The organism is Halorussus limi (assembly GCF_023238205.1).
Classification (GTDB): Archaea; Halobacteriota; Halobacteria; order Halobacteriales; family Haladaptataceae; genus Halorussus; species Halorussus limi.
Genome location: NZ_CP096659.1, coordinates 3078960 through 3103838, shown reverse-complemented (window position 1 = coordinate 3103838; position 24879 = coordinate 3078960). Strand labels below are relative to the sequence as shown.

The following is a 24879-nucleotide window of genomic DNA, read 5'->3' as shown; positions in this document are numbered from 1 at the left end:
GCGTGAAGCTCCTGCTCTGTGGACCGCCGGGCGTCGGCAAGACCACCGTCGCCGAGCGATTGCTCGGGCGACTCAGCGGGGCGGGCCGTGACGTTCGCGTCCTCCACTCCGACGACTTCTCGCGGAACACTTACGAAAAGCTCTACGAGCGCGTGCTTGCCGACCCCGACGCCGATTGGCTCCTCGACGGGACCTTCTACCGGCGCGAGTGGCAGGAGCGGTTTCTCGACTTTCCGGACGCGCACCTCGTCTACCTGACGGCGGGTCTGGAGACCGCCGTAGAGCGGAATCGGGAGCGCGAGAACCCCATCCCGGAACGGGGCGTTCGCGCCATGCACGGCGAGTTCGAAAGGCCGGAGCGACCGGACCTGACGCTGGACACGGAGCGACTCTCGGTCTCCGAGTCGGTCGACGCGCTGGAGCGGTACGTGTCGACGTGGTGCGACGGCTGACTATTCGTCGAGGAGCGACTCGGCGTCCGACTGGAGCGGTTCGCCGAGGCCGCCGTCGGCGGCGAGCGTCCGGAGCAGGTCCCCACAGCCAGCGTTGGCCATGCTGTTCAGGGCGCGACGTCTGAGCGCTCCGTCGAGTCCGCCCATCTGGACGAGGATGGCCAGTTTGTCGCACGCTCCGCTCGCGGCGAGACTATCGATGGCGTCCTCGCGCTCGTCTCGACTCGGCCCCTTATCGACCGCCGTTTGGAAGTCTTGCTTCGCGGAACTCACGGGTCCGGGCTACGGTACTGTCGCGGATAAGTCTGTTCGGGGTTTCGGACGTGTTGCACCGCTCGCCTCCTTCCTGCGGTCGATTCCCGCTCACGGAGAGAACACGGGCCGGAAGGAATTGTGAACCACGTCAAGACGGTCCGGGATGCTCGCTTCGCCTGCGCTTCCGGGCGTGCGACTTGCCTCGTTCAAATCCCTCCGTCGAACGGGTTTCCGGCTCACAGTAGAAACGAGTAGACGAACTGCTCACGGTGTAGTTCGCCGGAGAATACGGGCCGGAAGGGATTTGAACCCCTGACCGTCTGATTAAGAGTCAGACGCTCTCCCTAACTGAGCTACCGGCCCAACGCATCACCAACTTACCGGGTGTTACGTAAATACGTTTCCGTTTCGCCGAACTGTTACCCCTTTCGATTCTCCTCGAAACCCGGCGACGGCGATGCTTTCGAGCGACCTTTGTTTCGGGGATTACTAATTCGAAAAACATCTCCGGGAACGTTAAGTGTGGGCCGGAGCAACGCCACAGTATCATGAGCGCCGGGATTACCATCTCCTCGATGTCCGACTACGCCATCTTGGGCTGTGGGAGCGTCGGGCACGCGGTCGCCGAGGAACTGGTGGAGCAGGGGAAGGACGTACTCATCATCGACCGGGACGCCGACCGTGTCGAGGCCCTGCGCGACCAAGACCTCAACGCCCAGACCGCCGACATCCGGGAGGAGGACCTCTACGATACTATCGCGGACAACGAAGTCGTTCTCATCATGTCTTCCGACGTGGAGGCCAACAAGGACGCCGTCCGGAACATCCGGGCGAACGACGGCGAGCAGTTCGTCGTCGTGCGCGCGAGCGACCCCGTCTCCGAGGACGAACTGACCGAGTTGGGCGCCGACGTGGTCATCAATCCCTCCGAGGTCATCGCCGACTCGGCCCTCCGCGCGCTCGAAACCGGCGAGTTGGAGTACAAGGCCCAGCAACTCGCCGAGGTCATCGAGGACACCGAGGACCGCCTCGCCATCGTCACCCACGACAACCCGGACCCCGACTCCATCGCCAGCGCGGTCGCGCTACAGGCCATCGCCGACACGCTCGGCGTCGAGGCCGACATCCTCTACATCGGCGACATCGGCCATCAGGAGAACCGGGCGTTCGTCAACCTCCTCGGCATCGAACTGCTCCCCTACGCCGACGCCGACGTGGCCGACTACGACACCATCGCGCTGGTGGACCACGCGAAGGCGACCGAGACCACCTTCGACAAGCCGGTCGACGTGTTCATCGACCACTTCGAACCCGACGAGGAGTACGAGGCCGAGTTCGTCGACATCCGGCCGAGCGTGAGTTCGACCTCCACCATCATGACGAAGTACGTCCAGGAGTTCGACCTCAACGTCAGCGAGGAGGTCGCGACTGCGCTCCTCTACGGTATCCGAGCCGAGACGCTGGACTTCAAGCGCGACACGACGCCCGCCGACCTGACCGCGGCCGCCTACCTCTACCCCTTCGCAAACCACGACACGCTCGAACAGGTCGAGTCGCCGAGCATGTCGCCCGAGACGCTCGACGTGCTGGCCGAGGCCATCACGAACCGCGAGGTGCAGGGGAGCCACCTCGTGAGCAACGCGGGGTTCATCCGCGACCGGGACGCGCTGACGCAGGCCGCGTCCCACCTCCTGAATCTGGAGGGCATCACGACCACCGCCGTGTTCGGCATCGCGGACGACACCATCTACCTCGCCGCGCGCTCGAAGGACATCCGCATGAACATCGGGAAGGTGCTGCAGGACGCCTTCGCCGAAATCGGGGAGGCCGCGGGCCACTCGACGCAGGCCAGCGTCGAGATTCCGCTCGGCATCTTCACCGGCATCGAGACGACGGACGACAACCGCGACACCCTGCTCTCGCTGACCGAGGAAGCGGTCAAGCGGAAACTGTTCGACGCGATGGGCGTCGAGAGCGGCGAGGGAAGTAACGGAAGCTAACGGCCCGTTCCCGGTACTCTCGGCGCGCCCGTTTCGAATTTTTATCTCGCGTCAGAAACTCGTACGCAGCGTTCGGCAATCGAGTCGATACCTCGAAATCACCGACGCGCCTCTCGAATCGTCGGCGTCTCCCGTGGGCGAACCGACGACGAAACGACTCCCGAAAAAGAACCGAAGCGACCGACGACGCTCAGACCGCGACCTCTTCCTCGTCGGCGTCCGGTTGCTGAAGTCGCTCGATGGTGTCGTTGATGAGGACCACGTCGCCGACCGCGCGGACCCAGCGGTACGGAATCATCACGCCGTTCTCGTTGCCGACCACGTCGGAGAACAGTTCGCGGTTGAGTTCGCCGAGCGCCAACCCCGTCACGGCGCACGCGTCCACGTTCAGGCGCACGTCTTCGACTTCCCCGACGAAGACGCCGTTGTTGGAGTACACCTCCCGGCCGACCAGATTCGTTATTTCCTGCGGTGTTCCGTCCATGTAGACAACGATTGTGAGGGCGGGTCTTAACTTTTGGCAGACCCGGGCGAAATCATCTCCGAAGTGAACTATCGGACCCCGCTGACCCTCGAAACGTTCGACGGCCGGTCGTCCTCCGCCGCGTCACCCCGCGAGCGAGTCCAGCACCTCGCCGAGGCGGTCCAGACCCGCCGAGACGCGCTCGGGGTCCCCGCCCGCGCCGACGCGGAACCTGTCGGACTCGTCGAAGAAGCGGCCGGGAACGACCAGCACGCCCTCGTTCCACGCGGCCTCGGCGACCGCGTCGCCGTCGGCCGCGTCGTAGTCGAGGAACGCGTAGGAGCACCCGGGTTCGACCCGGCCCGAGAGGTCCTCGCGCGAGGCGACGAACTCGGCCAGCGCCTCGCGGTTGGCCCGGATTCGCTCGCGGGACTCGTCGGCGAGTTGGTCGGCGGCCGCGAGCGCACGCCCGGCGAGTTGCCTGCTCGGTTCCGCGACCGCCGGGACGTGGTGGCGGACCGAGTGCGCTCGGTCCACGAACCCCGCGTCGGCGACGAGCCAGCCGATTCGGACGCCGCCGAAACCGAAGAACTTGGTCAACGAGTTGGTGACGACCGTGTTCGGGAGTCCGGCCGCGGTGGGGCCGCCGAAGGGACCGTCGCCGGGGTCGGCGCGGAACGGCGCGTACACCTCGTCCACGAGGAGCGTCGAGTCCGCGTCGCCGACGAGGCGGGCGGTCTCGGCGAGCGTCTCACGGTCGGTCAGCCGACCGCTCGGGTTGTGGCGATTCGACACCGTGACGAGCGCCGTGTTCTCGACCGTCGCGGCGGCCACCCGGTCGGGGTCCAGCAGATAGCCGTCGTCGGCCCGCCGGAGGAACCGGTCGACCGTCGCGCCGACCGCGCTCGGGGTCGCCAACAGCGGTTCGTAGCCCGGTTTCTCGACCAGCACGCGCGGTGTGGAAGCCGGTTCGGCGCCGTCGCCGTCGCCTTCGGTCGCCTCCTCGGCGGCTTCCGCCCCGGTGACGGCCGTCGCGGCCGCGAGGAAGTTGGCGTGGGTCGCGCCCGCGGTCACGAGGACGTTCTCGGGAGCGACGCCGTAGATTTCGGCGAGGCGTTCGCGCAGAGTCGCCTCGCCCGCCACCACGTCGGCGAGCGCCGGGGGCACCACCTCGTCGGCACCGGCGGGCGCACGCCGGAGGTCCGACGAACCGAGGTCGTACTCGGCGGTCTCGGGCCGTCCGGAAATCCACTCGAGATACGCGATGTCGGGGAACACGTGTCGGTGTACGGGCACCGAGAAATTAACCTTCGGGATACGACGACACGCTTGACAGTCCAAGCAGACGGTTTAAACGTGGTTGCCGCGAAGAGAGAGGCGTGTTAGCTTCTCGTGAGACCAGTCGGACGCGACGAACGCCTCGGAGGCCGACCTGAGAATGCCGGACGACCCGAGCGACGGCGAGGCGACTCCGTCGTCGGAGGAGTCGGACGCGTCGGACGGCGGTTTCGGTGCGACCGCCGACGCGCAGGCACCCACCGCCGACCTCCGGACCGGTGAGGAGTCGTCCGAGCGACTCGACGCCGCGTTCGCGCTTCTCGCACATTCGGTGCGCCGCGACGCGCTCTATCACCTCGCAGAGAGCGATGCGGCCGCGCTCTCGGTCGAGTCGCTGGCCGAAGCGGTCGCGTCGAAGCGGGCGAGCGAAGAGCAGAACGAGGACGCGACCGACGGAACGTCCGAAAGCGCGACCGACACCTCGTCACTGGCGGTCGAACTCCACCACGCACACCTGCCGAAACTGGAGTCCCACGGCGTCGTGCGGTACGACCCGGCCGACCGGTCGGTCGAGTACCGGGGCCACGAGTGGCTGGACGAGTGGCTCGAACACGCCCGGCGGGCCGAGGACGGGTAGTCGAACTTCTGCGGTCCGTCCTTACGACCGACAGGACTCGCAGAAGTTCGCGACGAGTCGTCGGCCCGCGTCGGTCAGGATGCTCTCGGGGTGGAACTGGACGCCGACGTGAGGGCGCTCGCGGTGGCGGACCGCCATGACGACGCTTCGGCCGTCGCCGCCGCGCTCCTCGCCGACCGTCCGCGCCGCCACGTCGAGCGTGTCGGGGAGTTCGTCGCGCTCGACCGCCAGCGAGTGGTAGCGCCCGACCTCGAAGGGGTCGGGCAGACCCGCGAAGACCCCTTCGCCGTCGTGGGTCACGGTCGATGGCTTGCCGTGGACGACTTCGGTCGCGTGGCCGACCGCCGCGCCCTCGGCGGCGCAGAGCGCCTGATGGCCGAGACAGACGCCGAGAATCGGGTAGTCGGTCCGCTCGAACAGCGGAATCGAGACGCCGGCGTCGGCGGGCGTGCCGGGACCCGGCGAGACGACGATGCCGTCGGGGTCGAGTTCGCGCACGTCCGCGACCGTGACGGCGTCGTTGCGCCGGACCGAGACCTCGGGGTCGAACTCGCCGACGTACTGGACGAGGTTGTAGACGAACGAGTCGTAGTTGTCGATGACGAGGATGGACATGTTCGGGGTCGGAATCTCGGCCGCGAATTCGGTCGTGGGTTCAGTTGGCGTGCAGACGATTAATGGGCTTCGATGCGCCGCCTCGGTCGAGGTTCGGGGTCGGCGAAGTTCCGGGTCGGTCGATGCTCCTGTCCGGGGTCGCCGTCGAGTCGCGCGTTCCGGAACAGCCTCCTTTTTATTTCTCCCGTCCCGGGGTTCGCACATGCAGAACGTGAACGCCGCGGGCTTGGGCATCGGCGACGACCACCCGCCGCGGATAATGGGCGTCCTGAACGTCAGCGAGGAGTCGCCCTACGACCCGAGCGTCTACGACGACCCCGGCGAGGCCGCCGAGTACGTCGACACCGAACTAATCGCTGAGGGCGCGGACATCGTGGACGTGGGCCTCGAATCCGCCAACAAGCGGTTCGAGGTCCTCTCGGCCGAGCAGGAACTCGACCGCCTCGACACCGCGGTCGAGGCCATCGAGAGCGTGTCGGGCGACGCCGTCTTCTCCATCGAGACCCGGTACGCCGAGGTCGCAGACGCGGCGCTCGCGCGCGGGTTCGACATGGTCAACGACATCTGCGGGTTCGCCGACCCGCGGATGCCCGACGTGTGTCGCGACCACGACGCCGCGGTCGTGAAGATGGCGAGTCCACCCGACCTCGAACGCCCCGGCGCGATAGAGCGCGTGGACGACATCTACGACGCGCTGAAGCGCGAGGGCCTGACGGACAAGACTATCGTGGACCCCGCGTTCGGTGGCTGGTCGGAGGCCAAGACCCTCGAAGACGACCGCGAGACGTTCCGCCGACTCCGGGAGTTTCGCGGCCTCGGACAGCCGATTCTGGTCTCCATCAACCGGAAGAACTTCCTCCGGGACCTCGCGGGCCGAAGCACCGAGGAGGCCCTGCCGGTCTCGCTGGCCGCGACTTCGATGGCGGTCGAGCGCGGCGCGCACGTCGTCCGGACTCACGACGTGGCCGAGACCCTCGACGCCGCGAAAATAGGGGACGTCTTCGCGCGCGACCGACTCCGCGACGCGGACCTCGGCGTCGAGGAGTTGGACGTGACGAGCGCCGGAGAGGCCGCCCGCCACCTCGACCGCCTCGGGGCCGACGCCGACCTCGCCGACGAGACCGAGACGCGCGTGTTCGAGCTTTCTCGACTCTCGGACGCCGAGCGCCAAACTCTCGCCGCGGCCGCGATGGACGCCGGCGTCACCGTCGCGCCCGGAACCGCGGGCGTCCTGCTCGCGGGGACGCCCGCCGCGCTGGCCCGCCTCCGCTCGCTCGTGGCCGACGAATCCGGGGGAGAAGCGCCCTCCGACCGATTGGTCGACGCTCTCGATGCTGTCAGCGACCCGGAACGGTAAGAGAAAACTTATGCCGGGGGAGGAAGAATCCGGATTTGGGAAGCCGGAAGGGCGCTCGCGGGTAGGGGTACTTGCTTGCGAACTTCCGGCTCAAGCGATTCTGACATGAACTACGAAACGTGGAGCCCCGTCTACGAGCGGATTCTGGCGGACTTCGGCTTCGACAGCGAGGCCGACGAGCGCGCCCGCGACGTGCTGGCCGACCTCACCGGACCCTTCGACCTCGCGGAACTCGACGCGTCGGGCGAGACGGTCGCTATTGCGGGGGCCGGTCCCTCGCTGACCGACTCGGACCACCCCGACCGACCGGCGGAACTCGACCGCGCCCGCGAAGCCGACGCCGTCTTCGCGGCCTCGACCGCCGCGGACGACCTCCGAGACGCCGGCGTCGGCGTCGATTGCATGGTCACGGATCTCGACAAGAACCCCCAGACCGCCCGCGAGTTGACCGAGGAGGGGACGCCGGTCGCGGTCCACGCCCACGGCGACAACGTGCCCGCGGTCCGCGAGTGGGTGCCGAGATTCGACACAGACTACGTCCTGCCGACGACCCAGTCCCGGCCGGTCGCACACGTCCGGAACGTCGGCGGGTTCACCGACGGCGACCGGGCGGCGTTCCTCGCCGACCACCTCGGCGCGGCCGAACTCCGGTTCGTCGGGTGGGACTTCGACGACCCCGACGTGGACCCCGTGAAGGCGAAGAAGTTGGACTGGGCCGAGCGCCTGCTCCGGTGGTTAGAACTCCGGCGCGGCGAGCGGTTCGAGGTGTTGGACGGCCGCCGCGAGCGAATCGAGGCGGCGTTCGAGGGGACCGACGTCGCCGACGAGCGTTTATAGCAGGCGGTCGTTAGCCGAGTCGAGTTTCCATGAGCGTCATGGCGGAGATGACCGTCCCCGCGAGCGAGTTCGTACTGGCGGACACCCTGACGAGGGCTCCCGACATGCGAATCGAAATCAAGCGCGTCGTCGCTGGCACCGAACACGTGACGCCGTACTTCTGGGCGGCCAACGGCGACTTCGAGGGGTTCGAGGCCGCGCTCCGCGAGGACAGCACGATTCAGGACATCCTGACGCTGGAGGAGCAGGGGGACGACGAGCGGTTCTATCGCGTGACGTGGCAGGCCAACGTGGAGAACCTCATGGCGGGCATCTCGGACGCGAAGGCGACGATTCTGGAGGCCGTGAGCGATGGCGGCGAGCGGTGGGAACTCAAAGTCCTGTTCCCGAATCGGGACGCTCTCTCGGCGTTCCACGACTACTGTCTGGAGCGGGAGTTCTCGTTTCAACTCGACCGAGTGTACCAACCAGAGAACCCCGAGGAGAGCGGCACCTACGGCGTGACCGAGGAGCAACGCGAGGCGCTGACCGCCGCCTACGACGCGGGCTACTTCGACGTGCCGCGGGGCGCGAAACTGGCCGAACTGGCCGACGACCTCGGTATCTCCCGGAACGCGCTCTCCGCGCGCTTGCGCCGGGGGAACCGGAATCTCTTGGCGAACACGCTCGTCCACGACGAGTGACCGGGCGGCCCCGGGCGACCCGCGTCCGAGGACTCGCTATCGGCAGGGCTGACTTAAAAGAATGGTAGTATTCACACGCCGGGACTTAGGGGCCGGGTTCACAAGTGTTGCTGTCGGTTTTAGCGAACGATGAACGGCGACGAGTCTACTTCACTTCACAGCGAGACAGCACAGGACCCCGTCGTGACTTCCGAAGTCGGCGACGGCGAGTCAGTCGCGGAAGCCATCGTAACCGCCGTGAGTTCGGCGTCCGACGCGGACGAGCGCGAATTACGACCGCTCTACGACACCATCGACCCCGACGCGCTCGACGCGCTATTCAGACCGGTCCGGAGCGACGTGTCCCACCAGCGCGAGGGCCGCGTCGCCTTCGAGTACGGCGGCCACGAGGTGTGCGTCGAGAGCGGCGGAACCGTCCGAGTCTACTGACCGCGACGCGGCGAGCGACCGACGGAGTCGCCGAGACCAGTCGTCGGCGCGTCCGGGGCGCGTCTGGGGGTGCGTTCCGGCGGGTCGAGGAGTAATAGCGAACGGAGTGCGGAGTCGGGGGTGAGACGAGGGTCCGGTTCAGGGGTTCAGAACGACTTTGCCGGTCGTCTCGCGGTTCTCGATGGCTTCGTGGGCCGCGGCGGCGTCTTCGAGCGGGAACCGTTCGCCGACCACGACCTCCAACTCGCCCGCCGCGAGCATCTGCTGGAGTTCCGGCACCGACAGGAGAATTCGCTGCGGGTCGCGCTGGGTCGCGTTCCCGAGGTGGAACCCGACGACCGACTTGTTCTCGAAGAGGAGTCGCGTCGTGTCGACCTCGCCGGGTTCGCCGCTGGCCGCGCCGTAGGCCACGACCCGCCCGAAGTGCGAGAGTGCGTCGAGGCTCCGGGCGAACGTCTCGCCGCCCACGCCGTCCAACACGAGGTCCACGCCCTCGCCGTCGGTCACCTCGTCCACGACCTCACGGAAGTCCTCTTCCTCGTAGTTGATGGGGTGGTCACAGCCGAGTCGCTCGGCGAGTTCGAGTTTCTCGTCGGTGCTGGCGGTGCCGAACACCTCCGCGCCCGCCGCGCTTGCCAACTGGACCGCCGCGGTTCCGACCCCGCCCGCCGCCGCGTGGACCAGCACTCGTTCGCCTTCCTCCAGTTCGCCCCACTCGTGGAGGACCGCGTGGGCGGTCATGAACTGGACCGGGAACCCCGCGGCCTCGTCGAACGACATCGCCTCGGGCACCTCGAACAGCGAGTCGGCGTCCGCGAGCACGTACTCGGCGTAGCCGCCCCGTCCGGTCATGGCGACCACACGGTCGCCCTCTTCGTACCCGACGCCGTCGGACGCGTCCGACGAACCTCCGCTCGCTTCGCTCGCGGAGACGCCCTCGCCGACGGCGTCGACCGTACCCGCGGCCTCCATCCCGGGCACGTACGTCGGTTCCGGGCCGCCGACGTAGTGGCCGCGACGCTGCATGATGTCCGCGAAGTTGATGCCCGCGGCCTCGACGGCGATGCGGACCTCGCCCTCGCCGGGTTCCGGTTTCTCCGCGTCCGTGACCGCCAGTGCGTCGCTGTCGCCGAACTCCGTGACTTCGACTCTCTGCATACAGTCGGCTTCGTGCCGGAGCCCGATAAACTCTCATGTCGTGGAGAGTTCCTCCGGTTCCGCGCCGAGAGCGGTGCGGAGTTCGCTGGCGTCGGACGGACCTATCGCGACTGGTTCGAATCGCCGGAGCGCCCCGTCCGAACGGGAGTCCAGTACCCGCGGGTGCGGACGAAAACGAACGTCAGCGCGAGCGCCTGCACGGCGACGCCCGCGGCCAACAGTCCCCAGTTCCACGCCGGGTCGCCGGGGTGCATCAGTCCGAGCGCGACCGTCCGTTCGGACACCGGCCAGAACGGTTCCACCGGGTTGTCCGCGATGGGTATCATCAGCACGTCCGCGAAGAGGTGGCTACCGAGGCCAGCGAGCGCACCGCCCGCCCCGAGCGCGAACGCCGCGCGCGGCCGGAAACTGGGCAGTCCATCGACGCGACGCGCCAACCACGTGAGGTTGGCCGAGACGAACGCGAGCGAGAGTCCGACGGCGAGGCTCACCGAGAGGACGAACAACACCGTGTGCGGCCCGCCGTGGTGGTGCGAGAAGGGAATCTTCCCGTCGAGGTCCGGCAGGAGCGCGGTTGCGAGCGCCAGCACGGCGACCGGCGGGTACCGACGCTTCCGGTCGAGGAGCAACACGACGGGCGCGACGAACAGCAGCGCCATTCCGACGTGACCCAGCGGAAACATACGCTCGGTACGTCTCCGACGGCAGTAAGTGCAACGGGCGGCCGAACGCCGACGGGTCGTGCGTCGCCGCGCGGAGACGGAGTCGTTTTCTGATAGCTCTCCGAGAAGTCCGTATGCGCAGTATCGAGGTCCTCCTGTTCGGCATCGCCGTCGTCTGCGCCAGCGGGTTCTTCCTCGTCGGGCAGGCGCTCGGCGTCGTCTCGGAGAGCATCGTCACGTGGGGTCTCGTCTTCGGACTCCTGCTCTGCTTTCTGGGTCTGCTGGTGGACGACCCGAACTCCCACGGAAACGGTCGACGGGTTCGCAACGAGTCCGACGGAGCGTCCGGACGGGGACCTGACGATACTCCCGGAGACGAGAACGATAGCGGAGACGACGAAACGGACGGCGACGACCCCGATACGAATCGCTACTCCGTCAATCGCTTCCCGCCGATGTAGAGTCGGTCGGGGTCGGGCCGACCCTCGGCGAAGGGGTCGCGGTACTCCATCAGTTGCCAGAGGACGCCGGTCGGGTTCCGCGGCGAGACGAACGCCTCGGCCCACTCGTCGTAGTCGGTGCGGTCCACGACCCGAACCCCTTCGGCTTCGAGCGCCGCGATTGCGGCGTCCATGTCGGCGACTTCGAGCGTGACGTGGTGCATCCCCGCCCCGTTCTCGGCGAGGAAGTCGGTGAGAAAGGAATCTTCGCCCTCGATTGGTTCGACCAACTCGACGCGGGAGGCGTCGCCGAGCAGGTAGTACGCCCACCGGAACGCGCCGGTCGGGTCCTCCTCGTGGACGAGCTTTTCGGCTCCGAGCAGTTCCAGCAGAGGTTCGGCGTCGGCGACCGAGCGGACCGCGATGCCGACGTGGTCCACGCGGATTTCGGGCGTCTCGGCTCCGGAGGGGTCGGCGGAGTTGGAATCAGCGGAATCGGAATCGACGGAATCGGCGGAGTCTGTCACGGTTCCCGTGTGCGACCCCGACCGGAATAGGTTTTGCGCGGCCGTCTCCGTCCCTCGCCCGCGAGAAACCGCGACGGTCGCAGGTACGGGTGGTCGCAGTCCGCCGAAGGGTCGACGCTACTCCTCGGGGGCGAGCGCGTCGATGGTCGCCTCCAACTCGTCTTGCTCCGCGCCGCGGGGGAACGAGACCGCCACGCGGTCCACGCCGTCGATGCCCTCGAACTTCCGGAGTTGCGCGCGGGCCTCCTCGGGCGTCCCGACCGCGCCGAGGTCGTCGAGCAGGTCGTCGCCGATTGCCGCGATTGCGCCCTCTTGGTCGCCGTTGCCCCACGCGGACGCGACCGCCTCGGCGGTCTCCTCGTAGCCCTGCCGCGAGAGCGCCTCCCGGTAGAAGGTCCCCATCGCGCCGACGTAGAACGCGAGGTGCTGGCGCGCGAGGGTCCGGGCGCGCTCGCCGTCCGGCGAGACCGCGCAGGTCGTCGAGAGCGTGACCCGCACGTCGTCGGGGTCGCGGTCGCCCAACTCCGCGCCGCGCCGGAGGTCTTCGAGTCGGTCCCGAATCCCGTCGGGCGTGAGCATCAGGGCGTGCCAGCCGTCGGCGAAGCGCCCGGCGAGTTCGACCGACTTCGGTCCCATCCCGGCCGCGTCGATGGGTACGGTCTCGTCCGGCGGGTCGCTCCGCAGGCGGAACCCGCCGACGGTGAACTCCTCGCCCGCGTAGTTGACCGTCTCGCCCGAGAGGACCTGCCGGACGATTTCGACGTACTCGCGGGTCCGCCGGAGCGGTCGCTCGAAGCTCTGGCCGTGCCAGCCCTCGATGACCGCAGGACCGGACGGGCCGATGCCGAGGCGCATCCGACCGTCGGAGAGTTCCTGCAGGGTGGCCGCGGTCTGGCCCACCAGCGCCGGGGACCGCGAGTAGACGTTGAGGATGGACGGCCCGATGCCGATTTCGTCGGTGCGCTCGGCGATGGCCGAGAGGACCGTCGCGGCCTCCCGGCCCCACGTCTCGGGGAGCCACGCCCGGCGGTAGCCGCGGTCCTCGGCCTGCTGTGCGAGCGAGACGATGTCGTCGATGCTCGGTCGGGCGGCGACCGGCAGGTGGATGTTGCGCTCTGTCATGGACGAGACGACGGAAGCGCCCACCATAGTTCCCATGCCAACTGTTCGTGTGAGAAACGATATTCATCGGGCGTCGAGTTGGAGGCATGGGGTTGGGAGCGTCGGGTGGAAAATGTCGAGACGGGACCGCCGAGGTTCGAGTTCCGTACCCCGTCCGCGTTCGACTCGCGCTCCAGTAACCGTTCGCGGTTACGAAATCTGCCGAAGTACCGACTTTCGGTTTCTGAGTAACCCTAAGTCGGTTACGGACGACTGCTCTCACGATGAAGTTCTCGACCGCCGACCTCCGGGACCGAGCGCCGACGTTCGCGCCGGGCGACGCGACCGGTGCGGTCGGCGACTCGGTGACGGTCCTGCCGGTCGTGGTCGCGGTGTCGGCGCTGACGGAACTTCGGCTTCCGGTCCTCCTGCTGTGGTTCGGCGCGTTTCAGGTCGTCTGGGGGCTTCGCTACGGCGCGCCCGTCTCGGTCGAACCGATGAAGGCGCTCGCGGCGCTGGTCATCGCGGGGTCGCTGACGGTGCCGGAACTCGCGGTCGCGGGGACGCTCTCGGGCGTCGTCCTGCTGGCGCTCGGGTCGGTCGGCGCGCTCGGCGCGCTCGCCGACCGCATCGACCCCGCCGCGATTCGGGGCGTCCAGTTGGCGGTGGCGCTCGTCCTCGCGCGGACCGGTCTCGAACTCGGGTCGGGCGCGCCGAAGACGGCGCTGGCGGCGGCGGCCACGGGCGGCGTAGTGGTCGCGTTCGGCCACCGGCGCGCGGCCGCGCTGGCGGTTCTAGCCGTGGGCGTCGGCCTCGCGGCGACCGAGACCGGCGCGCCGAGAGTCGCGGTACCGAATCTCGGAGTCGGACTCCCGCGGGGCGGCGTCGGGGTCGCCGCCGAGGACTTCGCCGTCACCGCCGACGCGCTCGCGGCGACGGGCGCGCAACTGGCGATGACGGTGGGCAACGCCGCGGTGGCGACTTCGCTCCTGCTCTCGGACCTGTTCGACGCGGAGGTCTCGCCCGACGAACTCGCCACCAGCATGGGCGCGATGAACCTGCTGGCGGTTCCGCTCGGCGCGCTCCCGATGTGTCACGGGAGCGGCGGCGTCGCGGGCAAACACGCTTTCGGCGCGCGGACCGCGAGTGCGAACCTGATTCTGGGCGGCCTCTACGCCGGCGCGGCGCTCGGCGCGGCCGAGTTGGTCGCGGCGTTCCCGATGGCCGCGCTCGGAGTCGTCCTCGCGCTGGTCGCCGTCGAGTTGGCGAAGGCGAGTCTCGACACCGACTCGCTCGCGCTGACCGCGAGCGTCGGCGTCCTCGGCGCGGCGACGAACGTCGGACTCGCGTTCGTCGCGGGAGTCGCGGCGTCGACGGTGCTGGCGCGGACGCGCGATTCGAATGAGGAATAGCTACGACCACGTTTGAGAAATAAAATTCGTTCTCTGAAGCGGGATGCATGCTCGCCGCACGCCGAGGCGGGAAGATCCTGACAAGTTATAACAACCCACACCACCACCGGACCACCATGGACGACCCGTCGGAAGCCTACGGCCCGAATCGCCAGCGAGAGGTGTACGCCAGCGGGATGCTCGCCGACCAGCGTCCCGAGATGCCCGTCTCGCCCGACGAACTCGAAGAAGCCGCGATGGAAGCCCTCTCGGAGGAGGCCCGCGCGTACGTCGCCGGGAGTGCGGGCGGCGAGGACACCGCCGACCGGAACCGCGAGGCGTTCCGGCGGTGGCGCATTCTCCCTCGGATGTTGCAGGACGTGGCCGAGCGCGACCTCTCGGTTGAGATGTGCGGACAGGAGTTCCCGGTTCCGGTCCTGCTCGCGCCCGTCGGCGTCCAGTCCATCATCCACGAGGGCGGCGAACTCGCCAGCGCGCGGGCCGCCCAATCGCTCGGCGTGCCCTTCGTCTCCAGTTCTGCGGCCTCGGCCACGATGGAGGACGTCGCGGACGAACTCGGCGACGCGACCGGGTGGTTCCAACTCTACCCCAGCGCGGACCCCGACGTGACCGAGAGCTTCGTGAATCGCGCCGAAAATGCGGGCTACGAGGCCATCGTGATAACGCTCGACACGCCGACGATGGGGTGGCGCGAGCGCGACGTTGCCAACGCCTACCTGCCGTTCCTCGACGGCGAGGGCGTGGCGAACTACCTCTCGGACCCCGCGTTCCGCGACTCGCTCGACGCCCCGCCCGAGGAGGACGAACAGGCCGCACTCTGGCGGTTCGTCGAGCAGTTCGGCGACCTCTCGATGGACTGGGAGACGGTAGAGCGCGTCCGAGGGGCGACCGACCTTCCCGTACTCCTGAAGGGGACATTACATCCCGAGGACGCCCGCGAGGCGGTCCGGCGCGACGTGGACGGCGTCGTCGTCTCGAACCACGGCGGCCGACAGGTCGACGGCGCGATTTCGGCCGTCGAGGCGCTCCCCGACGTCGTGCGGGCGGTCGGGGACGCTCGGTCGGCAAAAGACGCCGTGGACGAAGGTCACGACGAGTTCGCCGTCCTGTTCGACAGCGGGATTCGCCGCGGCGCGGACGCCGTCAAGGCGCTGGCGCTCGGTGCGGACGCGGTCCTGCTCGGCCGACCCTACGTCTACGGACTGGCCATCGACGGCGAGAACGGCGTTCGAGAGGTCGTCCGGAACTTCCTCGCGGACTTGGACCTGACGCTGGCGCTGTCCGGGTACGACTCGGTGGCGGAACTCGACGAGTCGGTGCTGGTCGAGCGGGACTGACCGACCGTGACCCCCGTTGCGACAACGGAGTCCGACTGAGTTCCGGCCGCCGGCCCCGGCAGGACTCCGGCCGCGGACCCGTCGTTTGACGGTTCGTCGGACCAACGGCTTCCGTATGAACCTTCACTGGCACCGCCGGGACCTCCGCGTCGCGGACAACCGCGCGCTGGCCGAGGCGACCGCCGGAGGCGAGTCGGTCCTGCCGGTCTTCGTCTTCGACCCGGAGATTCTGGCCCGCGCGAGTCCGCCGCGCGTCGCGTTCCTGCTCGACGCGCTCGAATCGCTCCGCGCCGACTACCGCGCGTCGGGCGGCGACCTGCTGCTCGTCCGGGGCGACCCCCGCGATGAACTGCCCCGAATCGCCGACGAGTACGACGTAGACGCCGTCTACTGGAACCGCGACTACTCGGGGCTGGCCCGCGAACGGGACAGCGAGGTCCGCCTCGCGCTCGACGACGCGGGCGTCTCGCGGGCGGCGTATCACGACGCGCTCCACCACGAACCCGGGTCGATTCGGACGAACGAGGGCGAACACTACTCGGTGTTCACCTACTTCTGGAAGAAGTGGCGCGACCGGGAGAAGGACGCGCCGTACGACCCGCCCGCGTCGGAGACGGTGGTCGACGCCGAGAGCGTCGCCGACGCCGACCTCCCCGGCGACTCGACCATCCCGACGCTCGCGGACCTCGGCTTCGAGGAACCGGAAGCGGACGTGCCGCCCGCCGGGACCGACGTGGCGCGTGACCGACTTCGGGAGTTCTGCGACGACATCTTCCGGTACGCCGAGGACCGCGATTACCCCGCGAAGGACGCGACTTCGCGGCTCTCAGTTCACCTCAAGTGGGGCACCGTCGGGATTCGGGAAGTCTGGGAGGCGACCGAGGAGGCGGCGGCCCGCGCCGACGGCGACCCCGACGACGAGGGGAGCGAGGCCGCCTCCGTCCGAGAGTTCCGGAGTCAACTCGCGTGGCGGGAGTTCTACGCCCACGTCCTCTCGGCCCGGCCAGACGTGGTGAGCCGTAACTACAAGTCCTACGAGAACGACGTCGAGTGGCGCGAGGACCCCGAGGCCCTGCGGGCGTGGAAGGAGGGCCGGACGGGCTACCCCATCGTGGACGCCGCGATGCGCCAACTCCGGGCGGAAGCGTGGATGCACAACCGCCTCCGGATGGTCGTCGCCTCGTTCCTCACGAAGGACCTCCTGCTCGACTGGCGCGAGGGGTACGAGTGGTTCCGCGAGCGACTCGCCGACCACGACACCGCCAACGACACCGGCGGGTGGCAGTGGGCCGCCTCGACCGGAACCGACGCCCAACCGTACTTTCGGGTGTTCAACCCGACGACGCAGGGCGAGCGCTACGACCCGGACGCGGAGTTCGTCAGGGAGTACGTGCCCGAACTCCGGGACGCCTCCCCCGACGAGATTCACGGCTGGACCGAACTGACCGACGCGGAGCGCGAACGCGTCGCTCCGGGCTATCCCGCGCCCATCGTGGACCACGCGGAGCGCCGCGAGGAGGCGATAGCGATGTTCGAGCGAGCACGCGGTGACGAGTGAGGACCAGACCGCTACTCGCCGAACGCGTCCTCGAAGTCGTTGCGGATAAAGTACCGGACCCAGTTGCCGTAGGTGCGGTCGGTGAGGTCGTCGGCGACCTGTTCGTATCGGACCTGCCCGTCGGTGTCCACGACGTACGTGCCCGCGATACCGGTCAGGCCGTGGCTGGTCTGCTCGGTTCCGCTGTACTGTTCCGCGACTTCCCCGTCGGGGTCCGCGAGCAGTTGGAAGTCGTAGTCGAACCGGTCGCGCATCTCGACTAGCTTCGGCGCTTCGCTCGTCACGACCGGGAGAACGTCCACTCCTTCGTTGAAGTGGAGGTCCTCGTAGACCCTGCTGAACGTCGCCAACTGCTCGGCGCAGAAGCTACACCAGTGACCGCGGTTGACGAGGACGATAGTAGGACCGGACTCCAGCGTCTCTTCGAGCGATACGTCGCCGCCTGAGGTGCTTTCGAGGGTGAAGTCGGGTGCCTCGGAGCCTTCGAGCGTCACGGTTCTACCGTGGCGTCCGACGCCAAAGCCGGTTGTGGCGGCGGCCGGATTGACCGCGGTCTCGGTCCCCGAGGAGTTCGGCCTGCCGGCGCCCTCACTCCCCGGAGGACAGGACGAGACGGAGTCCGACCGAGACGAAGACGACCGCGGCTTTGAGCAGGAGGAGAACGACGAGGACGGACGCGACTGCCAAGAGGACGGACTCGACTCGGCGCCACGCCTGCCCGCCCGCGACGGCGACGAACGCGAGGCCGAGGAGACAGACCACGAGCGTCGCCAAGCCCGCGCGGACTGCGGTGCGACGACTTCGGAGGGCACTCTTCATATCGGACCATTTGCAGTCAGATAAATAACCGTTGTCCCGTTTCGGAATCGGTCCGACCGCTGCGAGACTGCCCGACCCCGGCCGAGTATGGCGGCGCTCTGGCGGTTGTCCGCGAACCCGCATATCGCCGATTCGACCACTGGCTTAACACTTAACCCCGTGGCCGTTGCCGGAGAGAGACGGGGGAGAGACTAATGGCTACTTACGAACTACCGGAACTTCCGTACGACTACGACGCGCTCGAACCGGCCATCGACCAGCGCATCATGGAACTTCACCACGACAAGCACCATCAGGGCTACGTGGACGGCGCGAACGCCGCCCTCGACAAACTGGAGGAGATGCGCGGGAGCGGTGACTTCGGCGACGTGCGTTCGGTCAAGCGAAGCCTCGCGTTCAACCTCTCGGGTCACGTCAACCACACCGTCTTCTGGCAGAACATGCACCCCGACGGCGGCGGCGAACCCGGCGGCGAGTTGTCCGACGCGTTCGACGAACACTTCGGGGGGTACGACCAGTTCAAGCAGGACTTCTCGCAGGCCGCGAAGGGCGTCGAAGGCTCCGGATGGGGCATGCTGGTCTACGACCACATCGCCGACAAGCCCATCGTCGCGGCGGCCGAGAACCACCAGAACCAGCATCCGCAGGGCGCGACGCCCCTGCTGGTCTGTGACGTGTGGGAACACGCGTACTACCTCCAGTACGAGAACAACCGCGGGGAGTACGTGGACAACTTCTGGGACGTGGTGAACTGGGACGACGTGGAACAGCGCTACCAGCAGGCCCAGCAGGCCGACGCGATTCCGAAGCAGACCGGGTCGCACTGAGTCGGAGTCGTCGGGCCGAACCGGAATCGGACCGAACGGGGAAACCGAGCAGCGACGGGGAAGTCGGACCGGGTCGAACGGCCGGAGAGCGCTCCGCATATCAACATCTTTACTGTAATTGCGTTCAGTCCGGGGTGGAGAAACGGCGTCGAGAGCGTCCGAGGACTGGGTTCGACACCGCCCTAGAGGTGTGCTACCAATCGACTTCTCAAACTTTAAGAGTGAAAAGCGACTATATAGGAGCGAGGTTCAATTATGTCCGAGCGATCCAACCCCGAACTACCACCGCTTCCGTACGACTACGACGCGCTCGAGCCGCACATCAGCGAACAGGTGCTCACGTGGCACCACGACACCCACCATCAGGGCTACGTCAACGGGCTCGACAGCGCCGAGGAGACGCTGGCCGAGAACCGCGAGAGCGGGGACTTCGGCGGCACCGCGGGCGCGCTCGGCGACGTGACCCACAACGGCTCGGGTCACTACCTGCACACGCTGTTCTGGGAGAACATGGACCCGAACGGCGGCGGCGAACCCGAGGGCGAACTCCTCGACCGCATCGAGGAGGACTTCGGCTCCTACGAGGGCTGGAAGGGCGAGTTCGAGGCCGCAGCGAGCGCCGCCGGTGGCTGGGCGCTGCTGGTCTACGACCCGGTCGCCAAGCAGCTCCGTAACCTCGCCGTCGACAAGCACGACCAGGGCGCGCTCTGGGGCGCACACCCCATCCTCGCGCTCGACGTCTGGGAACACTCCTACTACTACGACTACGGTCCGGACCGCGGCGACTTCGTGGAGAACTTCTTCGAGGTCGTCGACTGGGACCACGTCGCGGAGCAGTACCAGAAGACCGTCGGCAACCACGAGTAAGTTCCCGAACGAGCGCTTTCTTTCGGTCGCTTCGTCCGACCAGCGACGCGTCTCACCGGCGTCCGTTCTCCAGCGAACGGCTCTGTTACTCGGCAGTTACGCCTGTGAATGATATCCAAACAACTCCGTTCCATTGTGAAACGCTGCCAATAGAGAGTAATATATAGATATCGAGAAAATATATATTTTATTCGGTAGGTTTATGACGGAGTCGCTGGTTCGTTCACTCGATGGCAGACCAATCGACTCGTCGTAAGTTCATGACCGTGGCAGGAGCATCCGGAGCGGCGGCGCTCGCAGGCTGCGTCGGCGGCTCGGGCGGCTCCGGAACGACCGAGGGCGGGAAGAACGACAGTTCCGACTCCGGGTCGAAACAGAGCGGTCAGTCGTCCGGGCCGGACAAACTGAAGGCCGGCGGCTCCTCGACCGTCTACCCGATTACGAGCACCGCGGGGTCGGTCTGGTCGTCGAATCCGCCCGCCAGCGACGAGGAGTACTGGGGGCCGAGCAACTACGGCATCGACACCGAGAAGCGCCTCGCCGACTACTGGGCGGGCCTCTACGGGTTCGAGGCGACCGGGAACGCCGCGCCGCCGTTCGACGTGTCGGTCGGCCTGAGCCACTCCGGGACCGGACTGGAGAAACTCAAGAACGGTCTCATCGACATCGGCGACTCCAGTGCCCCGGTCTCGGCCGAACTCCCCGACGCCAGCGAGTCGGAACTGAAGAAGTTCAAGGACCACGTCGTGGGCGTGGACGCCCAACCCATCGTCGTCAGCAACGAGATATACGAGGCTGGTGTGACGAAGCTGACCGCCGAGCAGGTCCGGAAGATATACACCGGTAAGATCACGAAGTGGTCGGAGATTCCGTCCTACGAGGGCGAGGAAAAGGAGATTCAGGCTGTCGGCCGCTCGGAGGGGTCGGGGACCGACACCGCGTTCCGGGTGAATCTCCTCGGCGGTCCAAACGCCTCGATGTCGGGCGTGGACGTGCGCAAGGGCCAGAACCAGCAAGTCAAGACGCTGGTCAGCAAGTCCGACAACGCCATCGCGTACATGGCGCTGGCGTTCGTCGGTTCCGACGTTCCCTCCATCAAACTCTCGTTCGACGGCAAGGTGTACGAACCCGGCAAGAACCTCGCCGACGAGAACTACCCGCTGTCGCGTGACCTCCACTGCTACACCTACGAGGGCACCTCGAAGAAGGAGGCGGCGTACCTCCGCATGATAATCAGCGAGTTCGGACAGGAGAACTACGTGAAGACGCAGGGGTACGCCACCCTCACCGACGACCGACGCAAGAAGCAACTCGACGCGCTTCCGGACCCCGAGAACTGAACGAGACCTCGTTCGCTTTTCTCGCCTCGTCTGCTCGCTCTCCTCGACTTTTCACCGTCTGTCGTCCGTTCGTGCCTTTCCGTCAGTCGAAATGGAGGCTTCGACCGGGGCGGCGGTCACTCGGGTCCGAAGGCGTCGACGGGGTAGTCGGCGACCACCTCGGCGAGCGAGTCGGAGAGTGCGCCGAAGTCGTAGCCGCCCTCCCGCCGGTCGAAACTCGCGAAGACGCCGACCTTCCGGTCGCCGTCGCTCAGGAAGGTCCGGAACTGCTCGAAGCCGTCGAACCCCCGGACAGTGTACGCGAAATCGGCGTAGTAGAGGTCGCTGTAGGTGTCGCGGGTGACGTACCCGTAGCGCTCGTTGTCCACGAACCGGGTCACGTCGAGGTCGGCTATCTTCTCCGCCACGTCGTCGCGGAGGTAGAGTCGCTCGTGTCCCCGCTGGTCGAACAGCCATACGTCCCGGAGGGCGTCGTCACCGAACGTCGAGAACGCCTCGACGAGCGCCCGCGCCGCTTCCCGTCGGCGTTCCACGTTCACATCTCGCATAGCCAGTCAATCTGCGTCGGCGCGAAGTATAAAAATTAGGTCTCCGTCGGTCGTGACGCCTCCGTCGGTCGTGACGCGCCGGAAGCGCGGCCGCGGCGTCCGACGTCCGACGACGAGACGAACCATTTACCCCGCGCTCGGCCGTACGCTCGGCCATGCCACGACCGAAGTCGGAGTTCGAACAACTCCACCCCTGCGACTTCTACACCGCCGAGGAACTGCTCGACGCCGACCAGATGTACACAGTCTACGAAATCGCGCGCCTCCTTCAGGGACTCGACCCCGACGCGGAAATCGACGCCGAGACCGAGGACATCTTGCTCGACTGGGCCATCCCGTGGGTGATGAACAACGCCGACGACCTCGTCATCGCGGAACCCGAGGACGACGACGAACCGGGCTACTACGGCCTGAAGTCCGACGACAGATGAGGATTCTCGTCGCGGGCGGCGAGCGCGTTGACGCCGGGAAGACGACGTTCACGACCGGCCTGCTCTCTCGCCTCGGCGGGGTCGGGTTCAAGCCCCGCGCGGGCAACGACTACTGGTTCGACCACGACGACTACCGCCGGGCGGTCGACGCGGGTCGCCTCTACGGCAAGGACGCCAAGCGACTCGCCGAGGCGAGTTCGGCCGCGTGCGGCACCGAGTTCGACCCCGAGGACCTGAACCCGATTCACCGCCTCTGGCGACCCTCGCCCGGCCCCGACGCCGGACTCGTCGGGCAGGCGCACCGGGAGTTCGTGCTGGACCGGGTCGGCCAGTCGTTCGTCGCGAACGCCCGGGCCGACGTGCCCGAGTCGGCCCGCCGGAACCTCCCCGTCGCCGAGGCACCCGAAGTCGAGTCGGTCGACCAGTTGGACGACGTCACCCGACGGCTCCACCTCCCGATGCTGGAGGGGTTCGCCGAGCGCGTCCGCGAACTCCAGCGCGAGACGGGCGGGTCCGCCGTCGTGGAGTCGTACGGCGACGTGGCGCTCCCGATTCGGGGCCTCTCGTTCGACGCGGTGGCCGTGGTCGAACCCGGCCGAATGGCCGCCTACGACGGCGACCGCTTCCTGAAGGCCTGCGAAGTCGCCGGCGGGAGCGCCCGCGAGGGCCGATTGGAAGTCCACACCGGCGATGCCACCGAACTCGCCGACCCGAAGGCGACCGCCGGACTTCCGGCGCTCGCGGGCGACGACCGGCGCGACCCCGCCGCCGTCGCGCGGGCCTACGACGAGGCGTTCGGCGAACTGCTCGCCGTCGCCGACTCCTGATTAGAATCCGATGTGGGAGGTCGAACTCGGCATGTCGTCATCGTCGTCCTGCGATTCGTCCGCGTCTCCCGCTCCATTTTCACCTCCTTCCGCGCCGCCGTCTTCGATGCTCCCCTCGTGGACGAACTCGTAGCCGTCGTCGGTCAGGTAGACCGCGCCGTCCTCGACCGCGATTTCGACCGCGGGGAGCGTCGTGTCCGCGGCGTCGCCGTTGTCGCAGTACCCCGAGCAGGCGTCGAACATCGACCCGTGCTTCGGGCAGATTATCTGGCCGTCACGCATCGCCGCGCCGAACCCCCGGTCGAGTCGCTGGGCCTCGTGCGTGCATCGGTTGACCCACGCTTCGACGCCGGAGTCGGCAGAGTCGGCGGCCTGCCGGTCCGCGGAGTCGGCGGTCGCTTCGCCGACCTCTCGCTCCTCGCAGGGAACCAGAATCACCTCGTCCAGTTCGTCGTACTGGTCGCGGACCGTGAATAGCCACGACCGCTCGTCGCGGACCGTTTCGGTCGTCGTCAGTCGCGTTCTTCCGGTCACGCTGCGAGGAACGAACCGGCGAAAAATAAATTTAGCTGCCGGTTCGCGCCCGGCAGCGTCTCACCCCATGCGGGCCGCGCTCGCGGCCAGTTCCACGTCCTGATACGGGTTGGTCGTCACGCTCGGACCGTGGCCGACGTGCATCGCCGAGAGCGTCTCGTCGATGCGGTCTCGCACCCGGTCGATGCTCTCGACGAGTAGGTCCCGGTCGCCCTCCTCCAAGTCGGTGCGGCCGAAGCTCCCGTTCTGGAAGATGAGGTCGCCCGCGAACAGGACGCTGGCGGCCGGCGAGTGGAAACAGAGGTGGTCGTTCTTGTGCCCCGGCGTGTGGAGCGCCGTGTAATCGTGGTCGCCGAGTCGGACCGTCTCCTCGTCGGCGATGGCGTTGTCCACGGCGGAGTGGTCGGTGTCGAACCCCCACGTTTCGACGCCGAAGGCATCGGTGACGGTTTCGAGGTTTCCGACGTGGTCGTGGTGGGTGTGCGTGAGGACTACGGCGTCGAGGTCCGCGTCTCGCTCGCGGATTCGCGCCACCGCGTCGAAGTTCGACCCGGTATCGACGAGTACGGTCCGGTCGCCCTCCACGAGGAAGGCGTTGCTCGTGAACGCCTGCACGCCGCGCGCGAGATTCGTAATCATGCCGGGGAGTAGGAGCGGCGGGGGTTTGTGAGTGTCGCTGTCAGTTCGGAGGACGGACGATGTACTCAGGTTTATGTAGTCCGGCGCTACTCGTCACACCCATGGAGGTCCAACTGCTGGAAGCCACCGACGACCCGGAGGAGGTCATCTGTTCGGCGGCGCGCAACGATTACATGAGCGATTGGCTCGGGGACCAGTCGTTCGAGGAGACGATGGAGTCCATCGAGGGCGAAGGTATCGAGGAGAAGAAGGAGACGCTCATCGGCCACCTGCTGAAGCAGGGTCACTTCGGTCCCTTCGAGCATCCGCAGGCCACCTTCGCCGTGAAAGGAATCAGTCGGTCGTGCATGGCGCAGATAACTCGCCACAGGCACGTCAGTTTCGACGTGCAGTCGATGCGGTACGTCGCGTTCGACGAGGTCGACCCCGAGAACGTCGCCGAGGGCGAGATGGTGGTTACGCCGCCGTCCGCCAACGACCCCGACTGGGTCGGTCGGAACCAGAAGGGCGGGGCGGTAGACGACGAGACGGTCGAGAAGCGCGAGGCCGTCTTCCGGCAGTCTGTCAAGCGTTCGGTCGAGGACTATCAGGAACTGCTCGACCTCGGGATGCCGCCGGAGGACGCCCGGTTCGTCCTGCCTATCGGAACCGAGGTCAACATGGTGATGTCGATGAACGCCCGCATGCTCATGCACGTCGCCGACATGCGCGCCGCGGCCGACGCTCAGTGGGAAATCAGGGAGATGACCGAGCAGGTTCTCGACTTGGCGAAGGAGTGGTGTCCCATCACCTTCGAACACTACGAGGAGCACATGAAGAACCGGAAGAATCGGCTCGCGCCCTGAC

The 24879-nt window shown here is 67.4% G+C and carries 30 protein-coding genes and 1 tRNA gene; 17 read left to right on the top strand and 14 right to left on the bottom strand.

What is annotated here, in order from left to right:
* The first annotated feature begins 2 nt into the window (after window positions 1-2).
* Window positions 3-452 carry an ATP-binding protein gene (locus M0R89_RS15815; RefSeq protein ID WP_248650042.1) on the top strand — a complete coding sequence of 150 codons (450 nt, stop codon included), beginning with the start codon at window positions 3-5 and terminating at the stop codon, window positions 450-452.
* Here M0R89_RS15815 and M0R89_RS15810 read toward each other — a convergent pair whose 3' ends face one another.
* Window positions 453-725 (bottom strand): hypothetical protein, encoded by a 273-nt coding sequence (locus M0R89_RS15810; RefSeq protein WP_248650041.1) that lies wholly within the window; start codon window positions 723-725, stop codon window positions 453-455. It lies immediately after the preceding gene.
* 271 nt (window positions 726-996) lie between these two features.
* Window positions 997-1070: transfer RNA gene (locus tag M0R89_RS15805), tRNA-Lys, on the bottom strand.
* 185 nt (window positions 1071-1255) lie between these two features.
* On the opposite strand from M0R89_RS15805, the gene M0R89_RS15800 reads away from it, so the two are divergent.
* Window positions 1256-2707 (top strand): DHH family phosphoesterase, encoded by a 1452-nt coding sequence (locus M0R89_RS15800; RefSeq protein WP_248650040.1) that lies wholly within the window; start codon window positions 1256-1258, stop codon window positions 2705-2707.
* 190 nt (window positions 2708-2897) lie between these two features.
* On the opposite strand, the gene M0R89_RS15795 is transcribed toward M0R89_RS15800, so the two are convergent.
* A complete protein-coding gene (locus M0R89_RS15795; RefSeq protein WP_248650039.1) occupies window positions 2898-3191 on the bottom strand; it encodes a PRC-barrel domain-containing protein in 294 nt (97 codons plus the stop codon).
* A 123-nt stretch (window positions 3192-3314) separates the two neighbouring features.
* Complete coding sequence (locus tag M0R89_RS15790; protein ID WP_248650038.1) at window positions 3315-4448, bottom strand: pyridoxal phosphate-dependent aminotransferase; 1134 nt, start codon at window positions 4446-4448, stop codon at window positions 3315-3317.
* A 160-nt stretch (window positions 4449-4608) separates the two neighbouring features.
* Between M0R89_RS15790 and M0R89_RS15785 the strand changes: the two genes are divergently transcribed.
* A complete protein-coding gene (locus tag M0R89_RS15785) occupies window positions 4609-5085 on the top strand; it encodes a DUF7344 domain-containing protein (RefSeq protein WP_248650037.1) in 477 nt (158 codons plus the stop codon).
* 21 nt (window positions 5086-5106) lie between these two features.
* Here M0R89_RS15785 and M0R89_RS15780 read toward each other — a convergent pair whose 3' ends face one another.
* On the bottom strand, window positions 5107-5700 hold the full coding sequence (locus M0R89_RS15780; RefSeq protein WP_248650036.1) for an anthranilate synthase component II: 594 nt from the start codon (window positions 5698-5700) through the stop codon (window positions 5107-5109).
* A 202-nt stretch (window positions 5701-5902) separates the two neighbouring features.
* Between M0R89_RS15780 and folP the strand changes: the two genes are divergently transcribed.
* The 4 genes from folP to ddfA all read left to right on the top strand — a co-directional run bounded on the left by folP (window position 5903) and on the right by ddfA (window position 9006).
* Entirely contained in the window at window positions 5903-7057 is a 1155-nt protein-coding gene (gene folP / locus M0R89_RS15775) for a dihydropteroate synthase (RefSeq protein WP_248650035.1), read from the top strand.
* 105 nt (window positions 7058-7162) lie between these two features.
* On the top strand, window positions 7163-7894 hold the full coding sequence (locus tag M0R89_RS15770; RefSeq protein ID WP_248650034.1) for a 6-hydroxymethylpterin diphosphokinase MptE-like protein: 732 nt from the start codon (window positions 7163-7165) through the stop codon (window positions 7892-7894).
* Window positions 7895-7923: 29 nt separating this feature from the next.
* Entirely contained in the window at window positions 7924-8577 is a 654-nt protein-coding gene (locus M0R89_RS15765; protein WP_248650033.1) for a helix-turn-helix domain-containing protein, read from the top strand.
* A gap of 129 nt (window positions 8578-8706) precedes the next feature.
* On the top strand, window positions 8707-9006 hold the full coding sequence (ddfA, locus tag M0R89_RS15760) for a DdfA family disk-determining factor (protein WP_248650032.1): 300 nt from the start codon (window positions 8707-8709) through the stop codon (window positions 9004-9006).
* A gap of 138 nt (window positions 9007-9144) precedes the next feature.
* Here the strand turns inward: ddfA and M0R89_RS15755 are convergent, their stop codons facing one another.
* On the bottom strand, window positions 9145-10164 hold the full coding sequence (locus M0R89_RS15755) for a quinone oxidoreductase family protein (RefSeq protein WP_248650031.1): 1020 nt from the start codon (window positions 10162-10164) through the stop codon (window positions 9145-9147).
* Between the two features lie 101 nt (window positions 10165-10265).
* On the bottom strand, window positions 10266-10847 hold the full coding sequence (locus tag M0R89_RS15750; protein ID WP_248650030.1) for a metal-dependent hydrolase: 582 nt from the start codon (window positions 10845-10847) through the stop codon (window positions 10266-10268).
* A 113-nt stretch (window positions 10848-10960) separates the two neighbouring features.
* Between M0R89_RS15750 and M0R89_RS15745 the strand changes: the two genes are divergently transcribed.
* Window positions 10961-11287: a hypothetical protein gene (locus tag M0R89_RS15745; RefSeq protein ID WP_248650029.1), complete on the top strand. Its 327-nt coding sequence runs from the start codon at window positions 10961-10963 to the stop codon at window positions 11285-11287.
* On the opposite strand, the gene M0R89_RS15740 is transcribed toward M0R89_RS15745, so the two are convergent.
* Both M0R89_RS15740 and M0R89_RS15735 read right to left on the bottom strand, forming a co-directional pair.
* Entirely contained in the window at window positions 11257-11793 is a 537-nt protein-coding gene (locus M0R89_RS15740) for a VOC family protein (protein WP_248650028.1), read from the bottom strand. The genes M0R89_RS15745 and M0R89_RS15740 overlap by 31 nt on opposite strands.
* Before the next feature lie 117 nt (window positions 11794-11910).
* A complete protein-coding gene (locus M0R89_RS15735; RefSeq protein ID WP_248650027.1) occupies window positions 11911-12915 on the bottom strand; it encodes a TIGR04024 family LLM class F420-dependent oxidoreductase in 1005 nt (334 codons plus the stop codon).
* 263 nt (window positions 12916-13178) lie between these two features.
* Between M0R89_RS15735 and M0R89_RS15730 the strand changes: the two genes are divergently transcribed.
* From M0R89_RS15730 to M0R89_RS15720, 3 genes are all read left to right on the top strand, one after another.
* Window positions 13179-14306 (top strand): putative sulfate/molybdate transporter, encoded by a 1128-nt coding sequence (locus M0R89_RS15730; protein WP_248650026.1) that lies wholly within the window; start codon window positions 13179-13181, stop codon window positions 14304-14306.
* Between the two features lie 116 nt (window positions 14307-14422).
* Window positions 14423-15643, top strand: coding sequence for an alpha-hydroxy-acid oxidizing protein (locus M0R89_RS15725; protein ID WP_248650025.1), 1221 nt, complete (start codon window positions 14423-14425; stop codon window positions 15641-15643).
* A 115-nt stretch (window positions 15644-15758) separates the two neighbouring features.
* Entirely contained in the window at window positions 15759-17201 is a 1443-nt protein-coding gene (locus M0R89_RS15720; RefSeq protein WP_248650024.1) for a cryptochrome/photolyase family protein, read from the top strand.
* 11 nt (window positions 17202-17212) lie between these two features.
* Here the strand turns inward: M0R89_RS15720 and M0R89_RS15715 are convergent, their stop codons facing one another.
* Together M0R89_RS15715 and M0R89_RS15710 are read right to left on the bottom strand one after the other, a co-directional pair.
* Window positions 17213-17695, bottom strand: coding sequence for a peroxiredoxin family protein (locus tag M0R89_RS15715; protein WP_248650023.1), 483 nt, complete (start codon window positions 17693-17695; stop codon window positions 17213-17215).
* A gap of 94 nt (window positions 17696-17789) precedes the next feature.
* Window positions 17790-18020: a hypothetical protein gene (locus M0R89_RS15710; protein WP_248650022.1), complete on the bottom strand. Its 231-nt coding sequence runs from the start codon at window positions 18018-18020 to the stop codon at window positions 17790-17792.
* Window positions 18021-18214: 194 nt separating this feature from the next.
* Here M0R89_RS15710 and M0R89_RS15705 point away from each other — a divergent pair, with 194 nt between their 5' ends.
* The 3 genes from M0R89_RS15705 to M0R89_RS15695 all read left to right on the top strand — a co-directional run bounded on the left by M0R89_RS15705 (window position 18215) and on the right by M0R89_RS15695 (window position 21054).
* Complete coding sequence (locus M0R89_RS15705; protein ID WP_248650021.1) at window positions 18215-18847, top strand: superoxide dismutase; 633 nt, start codon at window positions 18215-18217, stop codon at window positions 18845-18847.
* 255 nt (window positions 18848-19102) lie between these two features.
* Window positions 19103-19714: a superoxide dismutase [Mn] gene (gene sod, locus M0R89_RS15700; RefSeq protein WP_248650020.1), complete on the top strand. Its 612-nt coding sequence runs from the start codon at window positions 19103-19105 to the stop codon at window positions 19712-19714.
* A gap of 230 nt (window positions 19715-19944) precedes the next feature.
* Entirely contained in the window at window positions 19945-21054 is a 1110-nt protein-coding gene (locus M0R89_RS15695; protein ID WP_248650019.1) for a PstS family phosphate ABC transporter substrate-binding protein, read from the top strand.
* 116 nt (window positions 21055-21170) lie between these two features.
* On the opposite strand, the gene M0R89_RS15690 is transcribed toward M0R89_RS15695, so the two are convergent.
* Window positions 21171-21602: a DUF7522 family protein gene (locus M0R89_RS15690; RefSeq protein ID WP_248650018.1), complete on the bottom strand. Its 432-nt coding sequence runs from the start codon at window positions 21600-21602 to the stop codon at window positions 21171-21173.
* 155 nt (window positions 21603-21757) lie between these two features.
* On the opposite strand from M0R89_RS15690, the gene M0R89_RS15685 reads away from it, so the two are divergent.
* Both M0R89_RS15685 and M0R89_RS15680 read left to right on the top strand, forming a co-directional pair.
* Window positions 21758-22033, top strand: a complete 276-nt coding sequence (locus tag M0R89_RS15685; RefSeq protein WP_248650017.1) for a DUF5827 family protein — start codon at window positions 21758-21760, stop codon at window positions 22031-22033.
* Window positions 22030-22860 (top strand): ATPase, encoded by an 831-nt coding sequence (locus M0R89_RS15680; protein WP_248650016.1) that lies wholly within the window; start codon window positions 22030-22032, stop codon window positions 22858-22860. The genes M0R89_RS15685 and M0R89_RS15680 overlap by 4 nt, the downstream gene beginning before the upstream one ends.
* Here M0R89_RS15680 and M0R89_RS15675 read toward each other — a convergent pair whose 3' ends face one another.
* Together M0R89_RS15675 and M0R89_RS15670 are read right to left on the bottom strand one after the other, a co-directional pair.
* Window positions 22861-23394, bottom strand: coding sequence for a Rieske (2Fe-2S) protein (locus tag M0R89_RS15675; RefSeq protein ID WP_248650015.1), 534 nt, complete (start codon window positions 23392-23394; stop codon window positions 22861-22863).
* A 60-nt stretch (window positions 23395-23454) separates the two neighbouring features.
* Window positions 23455-24033 (bottom strand): MBL fold metallo-hydrolase, encoded by a 579-nt coding sequence (locus tag M0R89_RS15670; protein ID WP_248650014.1) that lies wholly within the window; start codon window positions 24031-24033, stop codon window positions 23455-23457.
* A 101-nt stretch (window positions 24034-24134) separates the two neighbouring features.
* Here M0R89_RS15670 and thyX point away from each other — a divergent pair, with 101 nt between their 5' ends.
* A complete protein-coding gene (gene thyX, locus M0R89_RS15665) occupies window positions 24135-24878 on the top strand; it encodes an FAD-dependent thymidylate synthase (RefSeq protein ID WP_248650013.1) in 744 nt (247 codons plus the stop codon).
* Window position 24879: the final 1 nt, after the last annotated feature.